19 protein-coding genes and 3 pseudogenes are annotated in these 21,434 nt (G+C 37.0%); 10 read left to right on the top strand and 12 right to left on the bottom strand.

Annotated elements, in window-relative coordinates:
* Positions 1 to 404: 404 nt before the first annotated feature.
* From AC59HZ_RS25335 to AC59HZ_RS25325, 3 genes and pseudogenes are all read left to right on the top strand, one after another.
* The gene (locus AC59HZ_RS25335) at positions 405 to 1,739 is read left to right on the top strand and encodes a flippase (RefSeq protein ID WP_496548529.1); all 1,335 of its coding nucleotides are present in this window, start codon (positions 405 to 407) and stop codon (positions 1,737 to 1,739) included.
* A gap of 203 nt (positions 1,740 to 1,942) precedes the next feature.
* Positions 1,943 to 2,116 (top strand): annotated as a pseudogene (locus tag AC59HZ_RS25330) (hypothetical protein); the annotation flags it as partial.
* 417 nt (positions 2,117 to 2,533) lie between these two features.
* Positions 2,534 to 3,607 (top strand): endonuclease domain-containing protein, encoded by a 1,074-nt coding sequence (locus AC59HZ_RS25325; protein ID WP_496548528.1) that lies wholly within the window; start codon positions 2,534 to 2,536, stop codon positions 3,605 to 3,607.
* A 198-nt stretch (positions 3,608 to 3,805) separates the two neighbouring features.
* Here AC59HZ_RS25325 and AC59HZ_RS25320 read toward each other — a convergent pair.
* Positions 3,806 to 3,928 (bottom strand): annotated as a pseudogene (locus AC59HZ_RS25320) (DUF4352 domain-containing protein); the annotation flags it as partial.
* A gap of 77 nt (positions 3,929 to 4,005) precedes the next feature.
* Positions 4,006 to 5,358 carry a glycosyltransferase family 2 protein gene (locus AC59HZ_RS25315; protein WP_496548527.1) on the bottom strand — a complete coding sequence of 451 codons (1,353 nt, stop codon included), beginning with the start codon at positions 5,356 to 5,358 and terminating at the stop codon, positions 4,006 to 4,008.
* A 393-nt stretch (positions 5,359 to 5,751) separates the two neighbouring features.
* Between AC59HZ_RS25315 and AC59HZ_RS25310 the strand changes: the two genes are divergently transcribed.
* Positions 5,752 to 6,555 carry an excalibur calcium-binding domain-containing protein gene (locus AC59HZ_RS25310; RefSeq protein WP_496548526.1) on the top strand — a complete coding sequence of 268 codons (804 nt, stop codon included), beginning with the start codon at positions 5,752 to 5,754 and terminating at the stop codon, positions 6,553 to 6,555.
* 533 nt (positions 6,556 to 7,088) lie between these two features.
* On the opposite strand, the gene AC59HZ_RS25305 is transcribed toward AC59HZ_RS25310, so the two are convergent.
* The 5 genes from AC59HZ_RS25305 to AC59HZ_RS25285 form a co-directional block, all read right to left on the bottom strand.
* The gene (locus AC59HZ_RS25305; RefSeq protein WP_496548525.1) at positions 7,089 to 7,352 is read right to left on the bottom strand and encodes a helix-turn-helix domain-containing protein; all 264 of its coding nucleotides are present in this window, start codon (positions 7,350 to 7,352) and stop codon (positions 7,089 to 7,091) included.
* Between the two features lie 501 nt (positions 7,353 to 7,853).
* Positions 7,854 to 8,177, bottom strand: a complete 324-nt coding sequence (locus AC59HZ_RS25300; RefSeq protein WP_496548524.1) for a hypothetical protein — start codon at positions 8,175 to 8,177, stop codon at positions 7,854 to 7,856.
* 53 nt (positions 8,178 to 8,230) lie between these two features.
* Positions 8,231 to 8,479, bottom strand: coding sequence for a helix-turn-helix domain-containing protein (locus AC59HZ_RS25295; protein WP_496548523.1), 249 nt, complete (start codon positions 8,477 to 8,479; stop codon positions 8,231 to 8,233).
* The gene (locus AC59HZ_RS25290) at positions 8,457 to 9,134 is read right to left on the bottom strand and encodes a competence protein ComK (protein ID WP_496548522.1); all 678 of its coding nucleotides are present in this window, start codon (positions 9,132 to 9,134) and stop codon (positions 8,457 to 8,459) included. Before AC59HZ_RS25290 ends, AC59HZ_RS25295 begins: the two co-directional genes overlap by 23 nt.
* 361 nt (positions 9,135 to 9,495) lie before the next feature.
* The gene (locus AC59HZ_RS25285; RefSeq protein ID WP_496548521.1) at positions 9,496 to 10,338 is read right to left on the bottom strand and encodes a hypothetical protein; all 843 of its coding nucleotides are present in this window, start codon (positions 10,336 to 10,338) and stop codon (positions 9,496 to 9,498) included.
* 530 nt (positions 10,339 to 10,868) lie between these two features.
* Here AC59HZ_RS25285 and AC59HZ_RS25280 point away from each other — a divergent pair.
* From AC59HZ_RS25280 to AC59HZ_RS25255, 6 genes and pseudogenes are all read left to right on the top strand, one after another.
* A pseudogene (locus AC59HZ_RS25280) lies at positions 10,869 to 11,033 on the top strand (FAD-dependent oxidoreductase); the annotation flags it as partial.
* Positions 11,034 to 11,245: 212 nt separating this feature from the next.
* Positions 11,246 to 11,863, top strand: coding sequence for a YARHG domain-containing protein (locus tag AC59HZ_RS25275; protein ID WP_496548520.1), 618 nt, complete (start codon positions 11,246 to 11,248; stop codon positions 11,861 to 11,863).
* Between the two features lie 694 nt (positions 11,864 to 12,557).
* Entirely contained in the window at positions 12,558 to 12,710 is a 153-nt protein-coding gene (locus tag AC59HZ_RS25270; protein WP_496548519.1) for a hypothetical protein, read from the top strand.
* Positions 12,711 to 13,185: 475 nt separating this feature from the next.
* Positions 13,186 to 13,569 (top strand): MerR family transcriptional regulator, encoded by a 384-nt coding sequence (locus tag AC59HZ_RS25265; protein WP_496548518.1) that lies wholly within the window; start codon positions 13,186 to 13,188, stop codon positions 13,567 to 13,569.
* Positions 13,570 to 13,580: 11 nt separating this feature from the next.
* On the top strand, positions 13,581 to 15,068 hold the full coding sequence (locus AC59HZ_RS25260) for a class I adenylate-forming enzyme family protein (protein WP_496548517.1): 1,488 nt from the start codon (positions 13,581 to 13,583) through the stop codon (positions 15,066 to 15,068).
* Between the two features lie 4 nt (positions 15,069 to 15,072).
* On the top strand, positions 15,073 to 16,824 hold the full coding sequence (locus AC59HZ_RS25255; protein WP_496548516.1) for an acyl-CoA dehydrogenase family protein: 1,752 nt from the start codon (positions 15,073 to 15,075) through the stop codon (positions 16,822 to 16,824).
* Positions 16,825 to 16,913: 89 nt separating this feature from the next.
* On the opposite strand, the gene AC59HZ_RS25250 is transcribed toward AC59HZ_RS25255, so the two are convergent.
* From AC59HZ_RS25250 to murQ, 5 genes are all read right to left on the bottom strand, one after another.
* A complete protein-coding gene (locus AC59HZ_RS25250; protein ID WP_496548515.1) occupies positions 16,914 to 17,054 on the bottom strand; it encodes a hypothetical protein in 141 nt (46 codons plus the stop codon).
* A gap of 287 nt (positions 17,055 to 17,341) precedes the next feature.
* Positions 17,342 to 18,166, bottom strand: a complete 825-nt coding sequence (locus AC59HZ_RS25245) for a carbohydrate ABC transporter permease (RefSeq protein ID WP_496548514.1) — start codon at positions 18,164 to 18,166, stop codon at positions 17,342 to 17,344.
* A gap of 11 nt (positions 18,167 to 18,177) precedes the next feature.
* On the bottom strand, positions 18,178 to 19,143 hold the full coding sequence (locus AC59HZ_RS25240; protein ID WP_496548513.1) for a carbohydrate ABC transporter permease: 966 nt from the start codon (positions 19,141 to 19,143) through the stop codon (positions 18,178 to 18,180).
* Positions 19,144 to 19,152: 9 nt separating this feature from the next.
* Positions 19,153 to 20,436, bottom strand: a complete 1,284-nt coding sequence (locus AC59HZ_RS25235; protein ID WP_496548512.1) for an ABC transporter substrate-binding protein — start codon at positions 20,434 to 20,436, stop codon at positions 19,153 to 19,155.
* Between the two features lie 93 nt (positions 20,437 to 20,529).
* On the bottom strand, positions 20,530 to 21,423 hold the full coding sequence (murQ, locus tag AC59HZ_RS25230) for an N-acetylmuramic acid 6-phosphate etherase (RefSeq protein WP_496548511.1): 894 nt from the start codon (positions 21,421 to 21,423) through the stop codon (positions 20,530 to 20,532).
* Positions 21,424 to 21,434 lie beyond the last annotated feature (11 nt).

Below are 21,434 nucleotides of genomic sequence, written 5' to 3'. Positions count from 1 at the left end.
ATGCTATGACGAGTCTCAAATACCAAGTTAGAATTATGATAATGCTTAGGTTAACTGGCTTCCAACTTCCTTTGCTCGGACGTTTGTACTTTGAAAACAGGTGTGCATTGTAAACTAGAGATTGAAGGGGAAATTTTAGTAGGAATCCAGGTTTCAGTTACTGGTTCCTTTTTATTGTGAACATCTTGAAGTTCTCAAATAGGTGGAAGGTTGTTATGTAAAGCCTTTAAGGTCCTCCCTATCTAGATTGAACTAACATTTTTGATATGGTTTAAATAATTAGAGAAATATCCAATTGGCAATTATAAGAGGCTGTAATATTTTGCAATTTAAATGCCATTGGAGTACATTCGAATGTAAATTCATACTTTTGTTGAATATGAGATAGACAAGAGGTATTTAAATTGATAGAAGAAGCGAAATTAGAAAAAAAGTCAATCTTAAAAAATATAAGAGCTTCAAAGATAGCTAAAAATTCTAGTTGGCTTGTTAGTGATAAGCTGATAACTATGTTTATAGGGGTTTTTGCTACTGCAATTGTAGCACGTTACTTTGGGCCAGAAAAGTTTGGTCAGTTTAATTATGCTATGGCATTTGTTTCTTTACTTACTGCACTGTCTACTCTGGGATTAGAAACATTAACAGTAAAATCAATAATAGATAAAAAAGTAAGTGAGGGAACTATTCTATTTACTAGTCTGGTATTAAGGGTAATCGGTGGTGTAATATTAACAATTATTGCTTCTATAATAATTAGGATCATTCAACCACATAATGCCAATCTTCACTTATTAGTTTTGGTAATATCATTTTCTATGGTTGTAAAAGCCTTTGAGGTTATTGAATATTGGATACAAGCCTATCAATGGGCAAAGATTTCTTCAATTATTCGAATGAGTGTGTATGTAATTTCTTCAGGATTGAAGCTGTTATTGGTTTTTATGGAAGGAACAATTCTTCAGTATGCGTGTATCTATACTTTTGATGCGATCTTAGTTGGTGTTGCCTTAATAATTTCATATTTTAAATTTAGAACTGAAAAATCAAGATGGAGAATTAACTTTAGTTATGCAAAAGGCATATTATCTCAAAGTTGGTATTTAATACTTTCCGGTTTGATGGTTACTCTATATATGAGATTAGATCAAGTTATGTTAGGATCAATGACAAATACTAAAGAAGTAGGTGTTTATTCTGCGGCAGTTACAATCGCAGAAATGTGGTACTTCGTTCCTATGGCAATAATAACCTCTTTTAAGCCAGTTATTATGAAAAATAAAATAGAAAATGAAAATAACTATCTTAATTCTGTTCAGGTTTTATATTCAATTGTTACATGGACTGGATTAGTATTTGGTTTAGTTATACTTTTATTTTCAAAAATAATTGTTAATATACTTTATGGAGGGGAATACCTGGAAGCTGCTGATATTCTAAGTATAAATGTCTGGGCAGGAACATTCGCCATTCTAGGATCGGCCCGGAGTATTTGGTTGATTAGTGAAGACTTACAAAGGTACACATTAATTTATACGATTTCCGGTTTGTTGGTAAATATAATTCTCAATCTTGTTCTTATACCTGAATTTGGTGCATATGGAGCTTCTTTTGCTACTTTAGTAGCCCAGATTACAAATATTTTGGTTTTAATAATATTTAAGAAAACAAGAATAACCACAAATATGATTATTAAATCATTTAATCCTAATAGATTGATTAAATACCTTTTACACAGATGATATCTTTTGCAAGAAGTATGGTTCATGAATAGATACATGGAGAATTATAGTATTATTTTTTTTGTGAAAAGAAATAGTCTTTGCTCTTCGATAATTGGTACTGTTGCCTGTCACCACCCGGAAAATCTTGTATCACAAAAATGTTTCACGAGGAGATTTTAACTGAAAAAATAAGATAATGATGGGCACTAGACCCTAAGTGGTGGTACAGGATTAAGGAAACTTGGTACTTCTTAAAGTCAACTGGTGCAATGGCAACTGCCTGGTTAAAAGACAACAAATGGTACTACCTAGATAGTAATGGTGTAATGAAAACCGGTTGGATGAAGATCAGTGGAAAGCGGAATTACTTCAAATCTAATGGGGTTAGGAAGTAAAAGCGATTATTATGGATAGACAAACAACCTCAATGGCATCATTGGGGTTGTTTTATTTGTCGATACAACTTGTAGTAATATTATTAGTAAAAGGATTCTGAAGAACATCCTCAAAAATTTTATCTGATTCTATCAAAGTAATCATGCTAGCTTCGCTATTTTGGATCATTGATTCCGGCGCCTGTCACCGCCCGAAATATGGTCCTTTTTATTGTAGGAAATTTGTGATAGTTTTACAATATATGTAATTAGAGTTATTAAAAGGGCAGGAGAGCAAATGGATACTAGAAAGATTAGAAATGAAAATAGTCCTCTTGAAGAAAAGATGGAAGCTGCATTGAAACAAGCAAATATAAATTTAAATCCCAATATATAGTTTACGATTCAAATAAAGATAAATGGAATGCAAAATATACATTGGATTTCCTTGTGTATGGGGAGTATTGTAAAATCGCTATTGAATGTGATGGAAATACATATCATAGTTCCTATTCTGCTAGAGAAAGAGATCAAAGAAGAGATATTTGGGTTAAGCAATTTGGTTTTGATGATACTCTTCGGTTTAAAACAGAACAAATAAAATATAATATAACGGGTGTAATTAAGCAAATAACGGATATGATTGCAACTTATGATAAAGCAAAGTATAACAAACAAAGGAAGTATTCATTTGACATTGAAAAAGTACCTTCTATTGTCACTAAAGTGGATGCTGAAGAAGTCTTAAATGATATATCAAAGAGTATTCAAACGGTTTGTATTGATGCACATAAACAAGTGAAAATAAATAACAGAAAAAAGAACTTCATTGTAAATGCCTTACGAAAAGCAATGTTTAAAGCAGGTTTTGCGGATATACATAATAGTTTTGGAAATTTTAACGCACATAAATTTGAGAAATATAAGAAAAACAGCGATATTCTTTTTGGAGCGTATAATATTTCTTGTTCTATTTTGGTTGGAAGTACTATTAAGGATATAGATATATCAAGCGAAATGGCAATGGATACATCACTTTTAAAGTTAATTATTCTTAACAGTACTCCAACGAATGGTTTCGAAGGTAAATCATATATATTATTAAATGGTACCATTAGTAATAAAAATTTTGTTTTAGGCAGCGATTTAGTTTCGTATACCAAAAAAGACTATGATACCAACGATTATGAGATATTACTTAAAGATGCCAACAGATTGGAAAGGGAATTAAGAGGTATTTATAGGAATCTCTATAAATTAAATAATTATAAAAAGTCATTAGTTAGAAAACCTTTTTCTTACGTAGATAGAGATGTATATAATAATTTAATACTTTCCATAAAACAGTTTGTACAAACAAAGGAAAAATTTATGTCTGAGGGATTAGAGTCTTTTGAAATAGCAGTTGAGTGGATTCGTACCGAAGGAATTTATTTTAAAGATATTTTTTTTACGATGTATGAATTAACCTTAACCATTCAACATTTTCGAAATAAAATGGCAAACAAATAAAGCAGAATCATTTAGTATGATTCCGCTTTATTTGTTTTTGGTTTCGGCTTATGTGGTCAAGCCCCCGATAAATAGACACTTTCAAACTTCGACATTAAGCTATTATTCCTATGCCTGTCACGCCCCGAAACTTTTTGATAGAGGAAGTCCATCATATTATGAAAAAGTTTCATGGCTTTATCAAATGCATTTCGCCCATCTGTTGGAATAGGAGAATTCTCTTCCTTTTTCATCCACTAATTTAAAACTGTTAGCGTCAACTGTAATAGCATCTTTTTGATTATTAGTCAGGGAAACCTCCACTATTTTATACACGCCTTGCCAAGAAAAACAGATGATAGGACTATAAACAACAAAGCCCCTCTCGTTTAAAAAGGGCTTTGTTGTTCAGCTATTTTTTACTTCCACTTTCTTTTAAACCTAAAAACCTCTTGTATATACCCGTATACGGATACAGGAGACATAATCATTTGATAACCTAAAATGAATAAAATAAAGCCAAAAATATTTTTTCGAATTTTAAGGTTTAAGGGTTTGAATACAATATTTTTTTGATAGAAATAAAGAATGCTATAACTGAGAAGGGTTAACGGTAATACAAGTAAAGTCATAGGACCAACAATCCAGTTATAACCGAAAAATGCCAATATCAGTCCTGGAATCCAACATAGTGTGTAGGTAATATCTAAATAAGGCATCATTAAATTTACGCCTGTAAGATATTTAACGTAACCAACGGGCTGGTTCCACGGTTTTATGGCATTCAAACCCTCAATCATGCCTCGTGCCCATCTTGCACGTTGTTTGACAAAGTGTTTAAACGAACTAGGAACTTCCGTGAAGGATACAGCCATTGGTTCAAAGTAAACTTTCCATTTCTTCTCGAGTAAACGCCATGTTAATACAATATCTTCCCCTATGGCATCAGGCCAGCCTCCCACTTCCTTAACACATTTTGTTTTATATAGACTGTAAGCACCTTGGGCCACCAATGTTCCCTGGTACAGACCTTGAAGCCTTTTTATAGAAGCGATCCCTAAGAAATAGTCCCATTCCTGAATCCTTGTCCATAAGTTTTCTCTGCTGTTTTTCGTCAGAACGGAACCAGCCACTGCACAGACATCTTCCGGGCTGGATTTCATTCGTGCAACTAGATAGCGAATAGAAGAGGGATGAAGCAGAGTATCCGCATCGATGGTAATAACATAAGGCGTTTCAACTATTTCTAACGCATGATTTAGAGCATGGAATTTTCCAGGTTTCTCTTCATGTAGTAGCTCAATGTCAATGGACAATTCCTTTTTTGCCTTCAACGTTTCTTGAACGGTGTGATCAGTAGAACAATTATTGATAACCATTACTTTTAATTTTCCCGAATAGTCTTGTTTATCGATGTATTTCAATGTTTGAAAGATTTTATCCTCTTCGTTATGGGCCGCTATCAGGATTGTAATCTCATCTTTAGGAAATTGATTTTTAAAAGAGGGCTGCCTATCTAACAATAAGCTAATCACTAAAAAGGCGTTCATATAACCAGGGATGTAGGAAATACCGCCAATGATTAGTAACGCCAATGGAAATGATACAATTTCAGCTAAATCCTTTAACCAAGGAAGGGCTAGGTAAATAGAGAATACCATCCATAGGAAAGCTCCAATGTGGCTTATATAAAACTTTGTTTTAATTGGTATATATATCTTTTTGGATTCATTATTTATTTGGGGGTTGATAGGATTTAATATTGGCTTCATAGATGATAGACCTCTCGATGAGAAAAATAGTAGGAATGACCTATTATATCATGTCTTAAGATTGGAACAAGAAGGGAATTATTGGGGGATGAAGTTTTTTCTCAAGGAGGACTTTATTAAGCTATATTCTTTTTTAGGGGTCCTTTGCACATAAGTTTAATTTCAAGTTTAATAAGATTCAATTGAATCTACATTTCATTTAGATAGAAACCGATATTTATAAGATGGGGTTGGTTTTGTTATTAAACTAGAATTACAAGATGGGGATTAAAGCTAACTAAAAAGATACGATAATTTCCAAATGACTACTATCAAAATATCAAATTGAAATGGTAAAATCGAATCATAGATTATTAGAAATTTATATCTTTTATATCGGGGGATTAGAGAGATTTGAATCAGAAAATTTATATTAGACTCATAATAAGCTTTTTAATGATTGTATTAAGTGGTTGTGGTAGTGGTAGTGAAGGTCCTGAAGATACTGCTAATAAAATAGTTGAAGCTTTAAAGAATGGCGATTATGAGGAAGCTCAACAAATTTTTGATAATGCAGTTTACGAATCAGATGAACCATCGGAGATAATAGAAGCATCTGCCAAGGGTATTCAAGAGTATCTAGATGAAATTTATGGTGATGTTTACGAAAGCACGGATACCGGAGATTTTAGTATAGAAGAATCATTTTATAATCTTTTAAATAACATTGAAAGTCTTGGAATTGAAGACAGTTCACTAGATGTAGCTGTAGATGAATATAAAGGCTTACTAGTTGGAAATTACGAAGAAGAAGATAGCTATGTAGATGATGAAAGTAATTCTGAAGATGAAACCTTTGATGTTGAAGATACTACTTCTTCTGATGCAGATTCAAATATTGATATGAATTGTACTGACTTTGCTACTCAAGAAGAAGCTCAAGAATACTTTGAAGAAAATGGCGGACCTGATTACGACCCCGATGATTTAGATAGAGATGAAGACGGAATGGCGTGTGAATGGAATGATGAAGAATACTCTGATGAAGATAGTTCTTCCGACACAACATACACCGATACAAACATAGATATGAATTGTACCGATTTTGCAACTCAAGAAGAAGCACAAGAATACTTTGAAGAAAATGGCGGACCAGATTATGATCCTGATGATTTAGATAGAGATGGAGACGGAATGGCTTGTGATTCGAATCCATAAAAAGTGAATTACTCTTTTAAATTATTGTGTGCGTATCTATATAAGGCAGGTACGCTTTTTTTTCAACCGAGGTAGTTTTCTTTTATAAGGATAATAAAGTGAAAATGTTGAAATTATAAGTAAGATAGTATTGTGGAGTTACTCGAAATTTTTGGGTAAAATCAAAGATTTTTTATAAAGTTTTTTAAAAAGCCCCGAGGTAACTTTCTATCTGTAATTTACATAAGAACAGACATCCGAAAAATAGGAGAGGCTTATTTAAAAGGTGGACTATTTACTAACGGGTTCCGTTTAAAATATTAGAGTTTATCAGCTACTAAAAACCCACTTCTATATTAATAGAGTCGGGTTTTTAGTATTATTCAAATAGGGTAAATTGACTTGTTGATTAACTCTTGAAGAAGTTTTATGTTGCCTTTTCCATTAAATTGCTTCTTATTTAAGAGTTTTGTGGAGATTGCTAGTGAAGCCACTTTAAAGAATATATTTACTCAAAGGCTATCGAGACGGTTCATAGTTTTGACATAATCGGATCAATATGGCTCGTTTTCAAAAATACTTTGAATGTCCGTATTTTCGGCTATTCTCTTTGCTAGTTCTTCTACCGGCATCTCTAAACCAATAGCCAGTTTACAAATGATATAAAAGGATGGATTTTTATTTTGGTTTTCAAGTTCAGTTATATATGATCTATTTAGTTTGCTATTTTCAGCCAGTTGTTCTTGAGAAAGCCCTTTTGCTTTCCGCAATGGTCTTATAACATCCCCTATAAAGTAATTAATCTTTTCTTTTTTCAAAGGAAAATCTCCTTTTTAAGACAATTACATATCTAGAGGCGTTGAAGCTCTACATGCTACAGCCAACAAAACGGATAAAATAAGAAATATTTTTAAGTTGAAGTAAGATTATTAGCTGAGACTCTCACTTGTTCACCAAGAATTATCGACAAGCTTTAGGTATCTGTTTTTTCGATTGGGCCGGAAACCACTCAATTACATTTCCTTGAAAAATTAGATAAGAAAAATAGCTTAGAGGATTAATTCGGAGATAGGTAGACGTTTTTAAAGCTCGACAGGATTCGCCCAGATTAAAACGAAAGAGTTAATCTGGGCTTCGGTCGGAGAACATTTAATTAAACGTTTAGTTAACTGACAAAAAATTCATTTGCTGAATTAATAAAATCCTTTTGTAGCAGGGTTTGCGGCAAATTTAATCAAATGTTTGATTAGTTTGATGTTGTTATAATTTGTAGAAGTTTGCCGCTAATCATTAAGATAATCAGCCCCAATAAGGTTCGCCTAATATGCTAAAGAGCCATTACTAAAAAGTAGTGGCTCTGTGTTGTGATTTATTTTTAATAATAGATCTGTGTAATTGTAACATTTCGCTTCATTTATCATGCCAAAATCCTTTTTAGATAAATTAGGAAAGAGGTCCAGACTGATTTCCCTTATAAAACTGTATTCTGCGTTATGTGTAATGATAAGTTCCTTAGACGTGGCAAGATGACCGTTAGCATATTTTCCAATTCGATTAACCATATCATCCATCGATTGGCCCTTTACATAATATTCATCGGTAAAGCCTAGCTTATCTGTGACGTATAATATAAAGTCCCTCATAACGTACGACCCCCAGCCACTCCATAATTAGCAATCTATTTAGTGAAAATCAATTATGCATTTATTGGCAGCATTACCGGATGTTTTTCAATTTCTATCATAAATTCTGAAGCTCTCATCCCAAGCCCGGAAGCAAGGGCCAAAATGGAAATAAAGCCGGGCAGTTTGATATTTCTTTCAAGAAGACTAATATAGGAACGATCCAAACCGCTGCGTTCGGCGAGTTCTTCCTGCGATAGATTACGTTCCTTTCGCAGCCTTCTTAATGTCATCCCAAATTCAATGTTCCAATGATATTCCAACAGGGTACTCCTCCTTTGATAAGTAGTTATCGAATAACCAGTTATCCTTATTATTTTTTTCGTCTTCTAAAATACCAAAGTTGTATTTTCCTGACTTTTCTTTGAAGAGCTGGTGTCTTTTTGGCGGTTCAAGATAATAGAGAATCGGACTTGGATGAGTCCCTCTTTCAATCGAAAGTCGTTTTAAATCTTTTGCTGACCGTAATTTTTCATTAAAGGTAGGTAATTTTGCATCAATAATTATGAAATGGCCGTTGCTCAATTCCACCTCCGTCTTGTTTCCGATGGCTTTGGTGTTGATTATATGTTCGGGATTAAACCAGATGCAGTCTATTTTATGTGGTGATATACTCGGAAAAAGGCAAATGCCTTGATAGGGATTCACTATGATGGGACACTTCATGGTTTTATTGAGAATGGATTTTGCCCCTATTATTGCTCCCCGTAAATCATAGCCTATGTATTGTAATGTATCATCCAATAGATGTAGAGGAGTTTTGTCTACCAGAAAAGTCGTTTTTCCTGCCATGATCCTTGAACACGGCTTTCCATATTGGTCGTATTCACCCATCATTAATATCACTTTTTTCTCAATAAAGTAACGTTTAATATTAATCGTTCTCCACTCCTTTAACCGCAATAGATTAAAAAGCATTTACCTTCTACTATCTCTGTAATGGACAATGAAGAATAAAACGATAGAGCAGTTTCGATTGTTTTAGAATTTCATCCCTCCTTTGCGAGGACCATTGATCCGTATTTTTATCATGGAAATTTCATTATGGCAGGTAAGCTGCTTTACACCTTATACATGATGGAATTCATTTTGCTGATATGGGAGCGCTTTCCTCACAAATCTATTAAACTGCAAATAGGACTTTTTTACTGCAGTCTATAGTAAACAGGATTCGCCAAATTTCACGGAAAGTTTGACGAAAATGCGACATTTTTTGCAAGTCAGCCATGGGAACGGTTCATTCGGTTTTAACCAGATATGAGAAATGGACCCTGTGATGTCATTCCAGCCAATTCCAATTTGGGTCAATGCCGTCTATAAAGGAAAGCGGTAGAGGCGTTTTAGGCTCCATTGTATCTATCTTTTCCGAATAGAGTCTCATGAATTTGTTGTCCAGGATCCCATAAAAGTAGGCGATGGGATTTTTAACACAATTGGTCAACTTCATTTTTCGAATCAGTTGTCTAAAGGCTTGGAGAGAGATGTCTAGGATGTCATCTGTGTCATTCTGGAACTCAAAGCGGAAAGCAGCAATTTGCACCATATGCCAATATTCTTCTATCGTTTTGGCTTCAGAGAAAAAGCATTTTACCAGCTGGACAAAAGACTGTGGGATTCGGTTGCTGACAAAATTGTGATCCAATTGTTGTTCAGACGTTTCGTTACGTTTATTTATCTTTTGTTCTTTTTCAGTTTTTAAAAGATTACTAGTTTCATTATGGTGGTTCATTTTTTTCACTTTGGGTGGTTCAATGGACGGAAAACGATTAAACTGATACAGGTTGCTGGACTGCGAGCCGTTTTTCCTTTCTGTCTCAAAGACCTTGATGATTCCTAATTCCTTTGCTTTCAGAATCATCCGTTTAAAGGTAGACCTTGAGATGCCATTCTCCTTGTATTGCTCGTGAATGGATTTTAAGATGGTGCCGATCTTGGCATTACATACTCCAGGGATTTTGGCTGCAAAGCGCACTAGTCTTTTTAATCCAATCATTTCTCCTTTTGTAAACGAATGCTTATGTTCCAATAACCACATCTCGATATGATGATTGAACTCCTGAAGGGAACTGAACTGCGAGAACTTCTGAAATCCTTCTGTATTGCCAGATTTAATGCCAGCCATTTATGACACCCTTTCATCGTTTTTCTGCACTCTACGATAACGGGTTTGGCTAAGTAAATCGAATTTGCATTTTTCATTTTTGAGCCCTATTTTCGTACGAAACGTCAAAAAAAGCCCTCAAAAAATCATTTTTGAAGGCTTTTTTTGCAATTTGATGCGTTTTTTCTATTATTTTTTACGGTTTGAAATCCTAACGAGGTTTTTATTTATTTAGATGGGAATTTAGTGCTAAACGCCAATATAAACTTAGATATTTAATAATTAAAACTGAGCTGAGTTGACTTTATGGCCTGGATTTTTTAAAGACAATGGGGACGGTTTTCACGGTTTTTCTGAACCATGAGAAACGTCCCTATGGTGAATTTCCTAGCAAATGTGAAGAAAAACTCGCCAACTAGAAAGAAATTTCTGATATTATAATTTCATATTTGGAAGGATGTGTATGAGATTGAAGAACCACTATGATGTTGTCATTGTTGGCGCCGGGTCAATGGGCATGGCTGCAGGGTATTACTTATCAAAGCTTGGGAGGCAAAACATGTCTTTATACCCTTACTCCTGATGAGCATTTTATTATTGACCGGCACCCGGCATTTTCAAATGTCATGATAGCGGCTGGTTTTTCCGGACATGGCTTTAAATTTGCAAGTGTCATAAGAAAAATTATTTGTGATCTCGTTACAGAAGGTTATTAATATTACGTATCGGTACTCCAGAATCGCCACTTTGGTTAAATTTGGGCCTAAGGCTACGATAAGAAACCATTTTCACTCCATCAATTTTTTAGAGAATCATGGAAGTTGAAATGCTGATGTTACATCAGAATAATCTGTTTGAAATAATTATCGCCTTTTTTTGTTCTATAATAATGTATGATTGCAACTTTAGAATAAAGGGGATTGTTTAAATGGATTTGTGCACAAATTGTGGTAGAAAATTATATGAATCTAATAAATTCTGTATAAACTGCGGTACAAGGGTTGCAACAGATAATGATAACATCCCCTCAACTCTAAGAACCCGCATGGAAATAAAGAAAAATCGTTTGAAAAAAAAGAGACTATTAGTTGGAGTAGGATTGATAACAGGTTTGCTGCTGATCATAGGTGCTACTTCCATAATAGTTACAGGTTTCAATAAACCTGTAACTAAATCTAATCTAGCAGCCTCAAAAACGATTGATCAATCAAATGATAAGGCTGTAGAAGATAAAGATCAATCTAGTCAAAAACAGCAGTCAACAGAAGAAAAAGGTGCAAATCTTTCCTCTCCCGATTATATTTTGTCTTTAAGTGATAAACAGGTGATGGGAGAAGAAGATATTGCTAATCTTACAAAACAGCAGCTGCGTTTAGCCAGAAATGAAATTTACGCACGTCATGGTTATGTCTTTAAATCACAGGATTTGCAAGAATTTTTTTCAAGTAAATCATGGTATCATCAAGACCCTTCCTACGATGGCTCTTTAAATGAAATAGAAAAAGAAAATGTAGCCTTTTTAAAAGCGAGAGAGGACAGTCTATAGAGGGCACTGCATTAGGAGAAACGCCCTTCGTGGGCGTTTTTTGTTAAATAAAACAAAATCATAAATATTAAGGAATCAATCCTTTCTACTTGCTTGGCAAGTTCTGATTGCAAAATTTTTGATTGCCCAAGAAGTGAGGACCATGGGGACGGTTCCAATGGGTTTTGTCTGATTTTTTTGATATTTGTGTCATCACTCGAAGAGGCGATTATGTATTGGTTAATCAGGGCGCGATTCTTTAAGGATTGTGCCTTTTTTTAACAAATGCACTGCCTTAATAGTAGGTGAAACAAAAAAGCGACGGAAAGTGAATCCGGCCGCTTTTTTTTATGCTCATTTTTGAACTGAATATGTGCTTCATATGATCAAAGTATGCATTACTTACCTATTGCTCTTTAACTAATTTATGCCTATGATAAGATGCTTTCATAAAAAACCTATTTCTTAAATTCTCGCACAAACAATTGTTTGCAAGCGTTCAAAAATAGTTTTTCTACATTTATGCCAAAGTGTAAGCATCGTATCACCCCATAAATATATTTTCCTGAATTCTAGTGCCTATCACGCCCCGGATTTTGTCGAAGATTGAAAGGCTTTTAGATAGGTATAAAATGATAGAATTAAATTGCAGCTGAATATTGTTGGGGTGGTTGGTTGTTTCGCTTCTTTCCTTTTAGGAAAGGAGGTGATAATCATGGAAACATTTCTTGAAATTCTACGAGAAGTTCTGAAGGGGGTTACGCGTGAAGAGAGCGCATATTACTTTCGGAAAAACGTTCTAGAAAATAAGAAAACCGCCCAACGCCGTCGCAAGCAAAAGGGTGGTTCTCATAAAAATAACACATAGACAACCACCACCCTGACGGTAGAAGTAGCGGGGAGAAGTGTTGACGCACTTCTCTTTTTTATTATATATCCATTATACATAAAAATATTCCTGTGGAGAAGGAGAAAATCCCTTATGTACCTGTCACCATTCCATGGTTCAATTAATGAGGCTCATTTGTCCAATGTAGACATAAAGGATTGATTTTCAATAAGAATCAGTCTTCAACAAACGGGCCATTTAATGGAATAAGAACCACAATTCCTATAAGGTATAATTTCTTAGATTCTAAGGAATTATACCTTCTTTGCGTTTATGGGAGCAGTGAGTTCCTTTAGGTTTCACTGTATTCATTCTTCTATATTTAATAAACGAACCACCCACTTTTGATAACTATTAATTGTGTGAATTGAATAAATATTTTGACAAGTAAAAATACAGATGTTACTATTTTTTATAGTTACCGTTTACGTAAACTTTCACTTGAAAGGGGAAAATGATGGAAAAAAGGGAGAGGTACTCCATAAACGAAATTGCTTCTATGTTCGATATTAGTTCCCGAACCATTCGATATTATGAAGAAGTTGGATTGCTAAGGTCTGAGGAAAGAAAAGATCTCAATCAGCAGCGATATTTTACCGACAAAGAACGCAGAAGATTAAAACTTATATTACGTGGGAAAAGACAGGGATTTAAACTTGAAGAAATTAAAGAAATGATTGACCTATATGAAAGTAATCCAACAGGGGAAAAAGAAAAACAACGAATATTAGAGTATACGGATCAAAAAATTAAGGAAATTGAAGAGAAAATTATTGAATTAGGAACCTTAAAAGCTGAAATTCTAATCAATCGTCAAAGGTATGTCGAAGAAAAGTAGGAGGGTAAGCAATGATAACGATCCATGGCCTATTAGAAAGAAATGCTAGAAAGTATCCGGAAAAAGAAGCAATTATCACTGCAACCAATCGAATCAGTTATCTTCAAATGAATCAAAAAACGAACCAAATAGCTAGATATTTACAAGAGTCAGGTGTTAGCAAAGGAGATAAAATTGCCATTGTTTCAAGAAATAATGAGCATTTCTTTTTTGCTTACTTTTCTTTACTTAAGTTAGGGGCAATTCCGATGCCAATTAACAACAAGTTAACATCGGGTGAAATTAATTCGATTCTGAAAAGTATCAACGCGGATGGAATTCTTTATGAAAGCGAATTCAGATCAACGGTTGCCGGCTCACAAGATAGCTGGTCATCTTTATTCGTACTTACTATTCAAAGTATGGTTGAAAATTCGATTTCAAAGAAGCAGTCAGATTTAAACTTGTCCATTGATATACGTGACATTTGTGAAATTTTATTTACTTCCGGAACAACAGGGGTTCCAAAAGGGGTTTTATTTTCACATGAGAGATTAGTAGCACTTGCTTCTGCTCTTTCCATTGAATATGGCTTTTCAAAGAATGAAAAAGTACTAATGACTATGCCATTGTCACATTCGGCTCCTCTGAACTGTTACTTTATTGCTCCACTGTATTGCGGTGCTTCCTTCGTCATTGATGATTTTACTCCTCAAAGCTTTTTACAGTGGATACATAATGAAAAAACAACATTTACATTTGCTGCACCTGTGGCCTATTTGTTAGCTTCAAAAGAAAAAAATGTACTAGATTATGATCTTTCCAGTATGAGAGTATTCGCATACGGAGGAAGCTCGATACCGCTTGCATCCTTTCAATATGTTTCAAAAAGATTTAATAACGAAAATTTTTACCAAGTTTATGGATTGACTGAAGCAGGTCCGAGCGGATGTATGCTTCGACCACATGAGCACCTATCTAAAAATGGAAGTGTAGGGAAAGACGTTGTTTTAAACTTGGAAATGAAGATTGTGAGGGAAGACGGCTCTGAAACGGCCCCGGGAGAGTATGGAGAGATAGTAATGAAGGGTGATTCCTTAATGATCGGTTATTACAATAATCCAGAGGCTACATCAGAGACCATTAAGGATGGCTGGCTTTATACAGGCGATATCGCTTATAAGGATGACGATGGGTACATGTATATTGTTGATCGAAAAAAAGATGTGATTATCCCAGGCGGAGTGAATGTATACCCTAGAGAGATTGAAGAAATTCTTGCCAAACATCCAGCCATTGATCAGGTATGTGTTGTTGGGGTTCCGGACGAAGAATGGGGGGAAACAGTCAAAGCCGTTTTTGTCCTTAAAGAGAATCAAACTGTAACTGAAAATGACTTGAAAAAGTATATGGCCGAGTATTTAGCTGATTATAAACACCCGCGTATATACAGCTTTGTGGAAGCGCTGCCACATAGTGCGAACGGTAAAATTATAAAACAAAAGGTTAAGGAGATGTGAAGATATGGGTAAAAACAGTATCGAAGAACAAACAAGACTGGATTATAGCCAGTGGGAAAATGGAAATGATGCCAATTGGTTTAGTGATGATCCCATTTTAGTCCGTTATTTAAACCGTTATTTATCTAAAGTAGTATTTAACTACGTAGAAGATGCCTTTAAGAAGACAGGAGCACTTACTGCTGGACCAATGGATAAAAGAGCTGTTCACACAGATCGGGAGGGTGCTCCAAAATTAATTCGATATAACAAGAAAGGGGAAGAAATTAACGAAGTTTGGTATAACGAGGGATATAGACAGACCGTTAAAGATGGTTATGGAACGGGTGTAGTTGCATACCGTTACGATGAAAATGGTCCAGAAAAAATCCCTTTTCTAGTAAACTCCATTTTATTGTATATGATGTGCGAAACAGAATCAGGCTTTACCTGCCCTGTCGGTCTGTCACAGTCAACGGCGTTTGTACTTGAAAAGTTTGGGTCAGAAACACAGCGCGCCGAATATTTATCACGGCTTGCTTCATGGAATCCTGATACACATCAGGAAGGGGCAACGTTTTTAACAGAGATACAAGGAGGATCGGACGTCGGAGCTGCAACAACGAAAGCGGTCAAAAATGGTGATCATTACTTGTTATCCGGCGAGAAATGGTTTGCCAGCAATTGTGATGCAGAAGTAGCCATTGTATTGGCAAGAGTAAACGATAAACCATCAACAAAAGGACTGGGCTTATTTCTTGTTCCTCGGACATTAAAAAGTGGAAAAAGAAATAATGTAACCATTAGGCGCCTTAAGGATAAACTAGGCGTTCGTGCTGTAGCGAGCGGGGAGTTGATTTTCAATGATGCCGTTGGATATTTGATAGGGGAGGAAGACAAAGGATTTAAATATATGGCAGAAGCATTAAATGTTTCCCGTTTAGGAACTGGGCTTAGCGGAGTTGCTATAGCAAGGAGAGCATTCCTGGAAGCAGCCATTTACACTGCTCATCGTGAGGCTTTTGGTCAAAGGATTAATCGTTATCCTATGGTCAGAGAAACATTAGTAAATATGATAACGGAAATCGAAGCAGGCTGGGCAACACTTGCACAAACAATAAAATTATTTGACAAAATGCACACATATGATGAAAAAAATGAAAAAGATTATGCTGTATTGCGAATATTACTCTCTTTATTAAAATACCGTGGAAGTGAATTAGGGGTTTCAGCGGCAAAAGATGCCTTAGAACTTCATGGCGGCAATGGCTATATTGAAGAATATGTCACACCTCGATTATTTCGTGATGCCATTGTTAATCCGGTATGGGAAGGAACAGCAAATATTCAAGCCCTGGAAATTTTAAAAACATTGCAAAAAGCAAGCGGTAACGGGTTCATTACTGATCTTCGAGAGACCTTAAAAGAGATTAACCGTTCGGAGTTGGCAGAATTAAAGAGGTTCTTTAAAGAAGAAGTCGATCGTGCTGAAGAATTAATCAATCATGTATTAAATCAGGATGAGTATACGCAAAATGCTTTAGCGAAAAAAATGGCCAATTTCATGTACGATGTTTATTCCGGAGTACATTTACTGGAAGAGGCTTGTTACGATATTGAAACCGATGGAGATGGCCGAAGAGTATTAGCTGTGGAGCAATGGATCCGTTTGAAATTTGACCGTACTGCAGATAAAGGAATTCTATCAAACTTCAGTATTTCGGATGAGCTTTTTCATTCACTTGTATGTTTTGAAAAAAAGAATCTTTCATGCTAGTAATTTAACACCATTTTTACAAAAATAATATCCCTAAGGGTGTTTCAAATGTGATTACACCTTTGAAACACCTTTTTTATCATGATGGCTTAATAGGAAAAGGTAATAATGATGGAAATGAAAGATTTGTTTAGTTTACAAGGAAAAACGGCCATTGTGAATTCCTGAAGGGAACTGAACTGCGAGAACTGCTGAAATCCTTCCGTATTGCCAGATTTAATACCTGCCATTTATGACACCCTTTCAACGTTTTTCTGCACTCTACGGTATCGGGTTTGGTTGAGTAAATCGAATTTGCATTTTTCATTTTTGAAGCCAAATTTCGAACGAAACGTTAAATAACGCCTTCAAAAAATCATTTTTGAAGGCGTTTTTTGCAATTTGGTGCGTTTTTTGCATTATTTTTAAAATGTTTGAACCCCTAACGAGTTTTTTTATTTGAAGCTCAGCAAATTTAAAACCCCCCTATGGGGTGGTGGAAAGTTTTAAAAACCATGAGAACCGTCCCTGTGGTGTTCTACTTAACTGCGCCTGCTGTGAGTCCCTCCATGAACTGCCTCGAAGCGAAGAAGAACAGGATGATCATTGGCAGAGACGACAGGGTTAGTCCGGCAAACAAGGTGCTCCAGTCCGCAGAATGTTCTCCGAATAAGGATAACATGCCAATCGGAATGGTTTTCTTGGCATCATCGGTGATGAAGATGAGCGGGAAGAAAAAATCATTCCAGGCGCCGATAAAGTTTACGATCATCACGGTACCCAAGACAGGACGCATTAATGGAAAAATGATACTTCGGAGTATCCTAAAATCGCCGGCACCGTCGATACGCGCTGCTTCTTCGAGCTCATGCGGCAGCGTTTTAAAGAAACTCGTTAATATCAGAACGGCAAGGGGCAGCCCAGTTGCCGTGTACATACAAATCAATGACAGCAAGTTGTTCGTCAATCCTAAGTTTTTCATTAACATGTACAATGGGACAATCCCAAGCTTGATGGGAATCATCATCCCGAGCAGGAAGAAGAACAAAAGTCCTCCGTTCCACTTGAAGGAGAAACGTGCAATATAAAAAGATGCCATTGAACCGAATAGAATCACGAGCAGCACACTCGCCACACTCACGATAATGCTGTTCGTAAAATAGGATCCGAATGGGACTTGGTCCAATAATTTCTTATAAGTATCCAAACTCCATGCTGACGGCATGGCAAACGGATTCTTGAAGATTTCAATGGTTGTCTTGAACGAACTTAAAAACATTAACAACAATGGATACAGGGCCAGTAAGGCAAAGATGACTGCGGCCAAGTACCATATTACACGAGATGACCATGATGATTTCACTGTAACCCCTCCTATTGTTCAACTTCAAAGCGACGCATAAACCTCATTATTATCGCAGTAATAAGCGCAATCATCGCAAACAGAACCACCGCCAATGCTGACCCAAGACCCAGCGCGGAGCTGTCCGCACCCGAACCGCTGCCAAAAGCCAAACGGTAAAAATAAACAGCCAGTGTATCTGTCGAATAGTACGGTTCACCCATCGATCCTTGCATGGCATACACAAGCTCAAACGCTTCAAACGATTGAATGAATGTCAGGACGGTCATGATGGTGATGCTTGGCATAACCAATGGTATAATGATTTTTCGTAATAAGGTCCATCCTGTCGCGCCGTCTAATGTTGCGGCCTCCACCAGTTCTGCCTGGATATTTTGTAAGCCCGCCAAGAATATCAACGTCGCGAACCCGATGCCGAACCAGCAGTTCACTAAAATGATCGTGATTAGAGCGGTTTCTGGTTCACCAAGCCAGGCATGCTTCCAGGATGATAGCCCAACCAAATCCAAAAATTTGTTCAGCGTCCCGAAATTTGGATTTAATATGAGTTTCCATAAGAAACCGACTACGATCACCGATAACAGGCGTGGTAAGAAAAACGCAATTTTGAAGAATCCCGTTCCTCGAATCCGTTTATATAACGCGTAGGCAAGCAGAAACGCGATGCCGTTTTGGACAACCATTTCAATACCGAAGTACAAAAGATTGTGCTTTAAAGCATTCCAGAACAAACCGCTGAATGGCTCTGTCACAAATAATCTGCGGAAGTTTTCAAGCCCGATAAATACGCCTTTCGAAAACCCTTTCCAAGAAAAGAAGCTGTAACTGAACGCCGCAAACAGCGGGTATACCACAAACACACTATATACAAGTAATGCAGGAAGAGGGAACAGGTGAAGGATCCACCTGTTCCCCCTCTTTTTCTTTGCAGTAAAGACGGTTTTCGTCTTAATTGTTAGTTTTCCGGGGCTCGTCATCGAGTTCACCTAGTTCTGCGGCTTAAACCATGTATCAGCACTAGCCTTCACTTTTGCTGCTACATCCGCCGGTGTAGTTTTATCAAGGTACATACCTTGTAATTCTGTTTCTAAAGTGCCTTTTGTGGATGGTTCTCCAAGTGCAAAATTCACCAACCAGAAGTACGGCACTGCGTCGCTGTTTGCTGCTTTTGTTAACGAATCTACCAACGCATCGTCTGAGGATACACCAGGTACAGCGGAAATCATCTTGAACTCATTTGCGAATTTGTTACCAAATTCTTTTGTCGTCATAAATTCTAGGAACTTTTTCGCTTCTTCTTTATGCTTGGATTTCGCATTCAATGCATAACTGCCGTCCACCCAGCGAGTGACAGTCGGATTTCCGCCTGTTGCGGATGGGATTGGGAAGAAACCAAAATCAAGATCCGGGTTTAAGCTGCGGATTTGTTGAATTTCCCAGCTGCCCATTGGAAGCATTGCCGCTTGCTCTGTTGCAAACAAGGTACGAATATCATCCATTCCTAAACCTTGCGAGTTTTCAGGGAAGTATTTGTCTAAGTCTTTTAATACTTCAAAGCTTTTAACGATGGACGGATCATTCAATTGTTTTTTGCCGCTTACGAGGTCATCAATGGTCGCCTTTCCGCCAAATTGACCAGGACCTACCATGCCGTGAAGCAAAGATAGCAGCCAAGATTCTTTTGTACCGTAAGCGATTGGTGTCACTTTTTTGGATTTCAATGTATCAGCCACTTTTATAAATTCATCCCACGTTTTTGGCACATCTACCTTGTACTTTTTGAAAATGGCTTTGTTGTAGAAAATTTGTGTCGTGGAGATATTGAGCGGCACCCCGTATTGTTTACCGTCCTTGCTTTGTGACGCCTGCAGCAGCTCTTTATCAAACGTGTCGAGTCCTTTCAGACCATTCAACGGCTCTAAAAACCCTTCATCACCAAGTGAGATGCCGCTTCCATACGGACGCAGGTGAATCAAGTCCGGACCTTCTCCGCTTTGTAACGCCGTATTCAGAAGGGTGTTGTATTCTGTGTTTTTCGAAGGCTTGAATTCGATATGAATGTTGGGATACTTTTTGTTAAAATCAGCAATAACCGTTTTGTATGCCTCGGTATCTTCCGTACGCCAGCTTCCCATGGTGAGTGTCACGTCTTCTTGCTTTGAATCCGTACTCTTTCCTGCTGTTTTCTCTTCTGTTTTACTGGAACAGCCTGAAAGTATCAATGTGCCCGCAAATACTGATGCCGCTAACATTTTCCAACTCTTTTTCATCTCATGTCCTCCCTTTTCATCCATGACTTTTGTCATGAATCGTACGATATTTGATTAAAAGAATGATCCTAACAAACGGGTGTGTTTGCTGCTTTACTTTGTATATACGCTTTTTCGGATCCATCCGCCATGTTCGTCCAGTTTTTCTCTGGCCGACGCTGCATCACAGTTCGCCAAAATCATCACAATGGCCGTTTTGACGTGTTGATCTGCTTCCTCGAATGTACGGGAAGCCGTTTCGTAATCGACTTCTGCCGCATCCATGATGATGCGTTTGGAACGTTCTACGAGCTTTTGGTTCGTTGGCTTCATATCGACCATGAGATTTTTGTATACCTTCCCTATCCCGATCATGGATGCGGTCGATATCATGTTCAATACTAATTTTTGAGCAGTTCCCGCTTTCAGGCGCGTCGAGCCTGTCAGCACCTCTGGACCCGTTACGACTTCTATTGCGATATCAGCGTATTGACTGATGACCGCATCTTTGTTGCAGGAAATACTGCCTGTCGATGCGCCAATTTCTTTGGCGTATCGCATTGCCCCAACCACATACGGTGTACGGCCGCTGGCGGCGATGCCGATGATCGTATCTTTCGATGTGATAGTAAGCGCTTGCAAATTTTGCCTGCCCAGTGCTTCGTTATCCTCAGCACCTTCGATAGCCACTTGGATCGCACTGGTACCGCCCGCGATTAATCCTTGGACCATCTCAGGCGGGGTACTGAAGGTAGGAGGACATTCTGCCGCATCCAGAATACCAAGCCGGCCGCTCGTGCCCGCACCGACGTAAATCAATCTTCCTCCTGCTTGAAAAGACGAGATTACACGTTTCACTATTCTTTCAATCTGGGGAATTTGGCCGCGGATGGCCGTAGGAACACTAGTATCCTCGTCATTCATGATAGTCAAGATATCGTGAGTGTTCATGGCATCGAGATGCATGGTCTGGTGATTGGATTTCTCGGTCGTTAGGGATTCCAACATGGATGTCACCT

It is taken from the genome of Neobacillus sp. DZ-9 (assembly GCF_059587065.1).
This window is presented reverse-complemented; position numbering and strand designations above follow the sequence as displayed.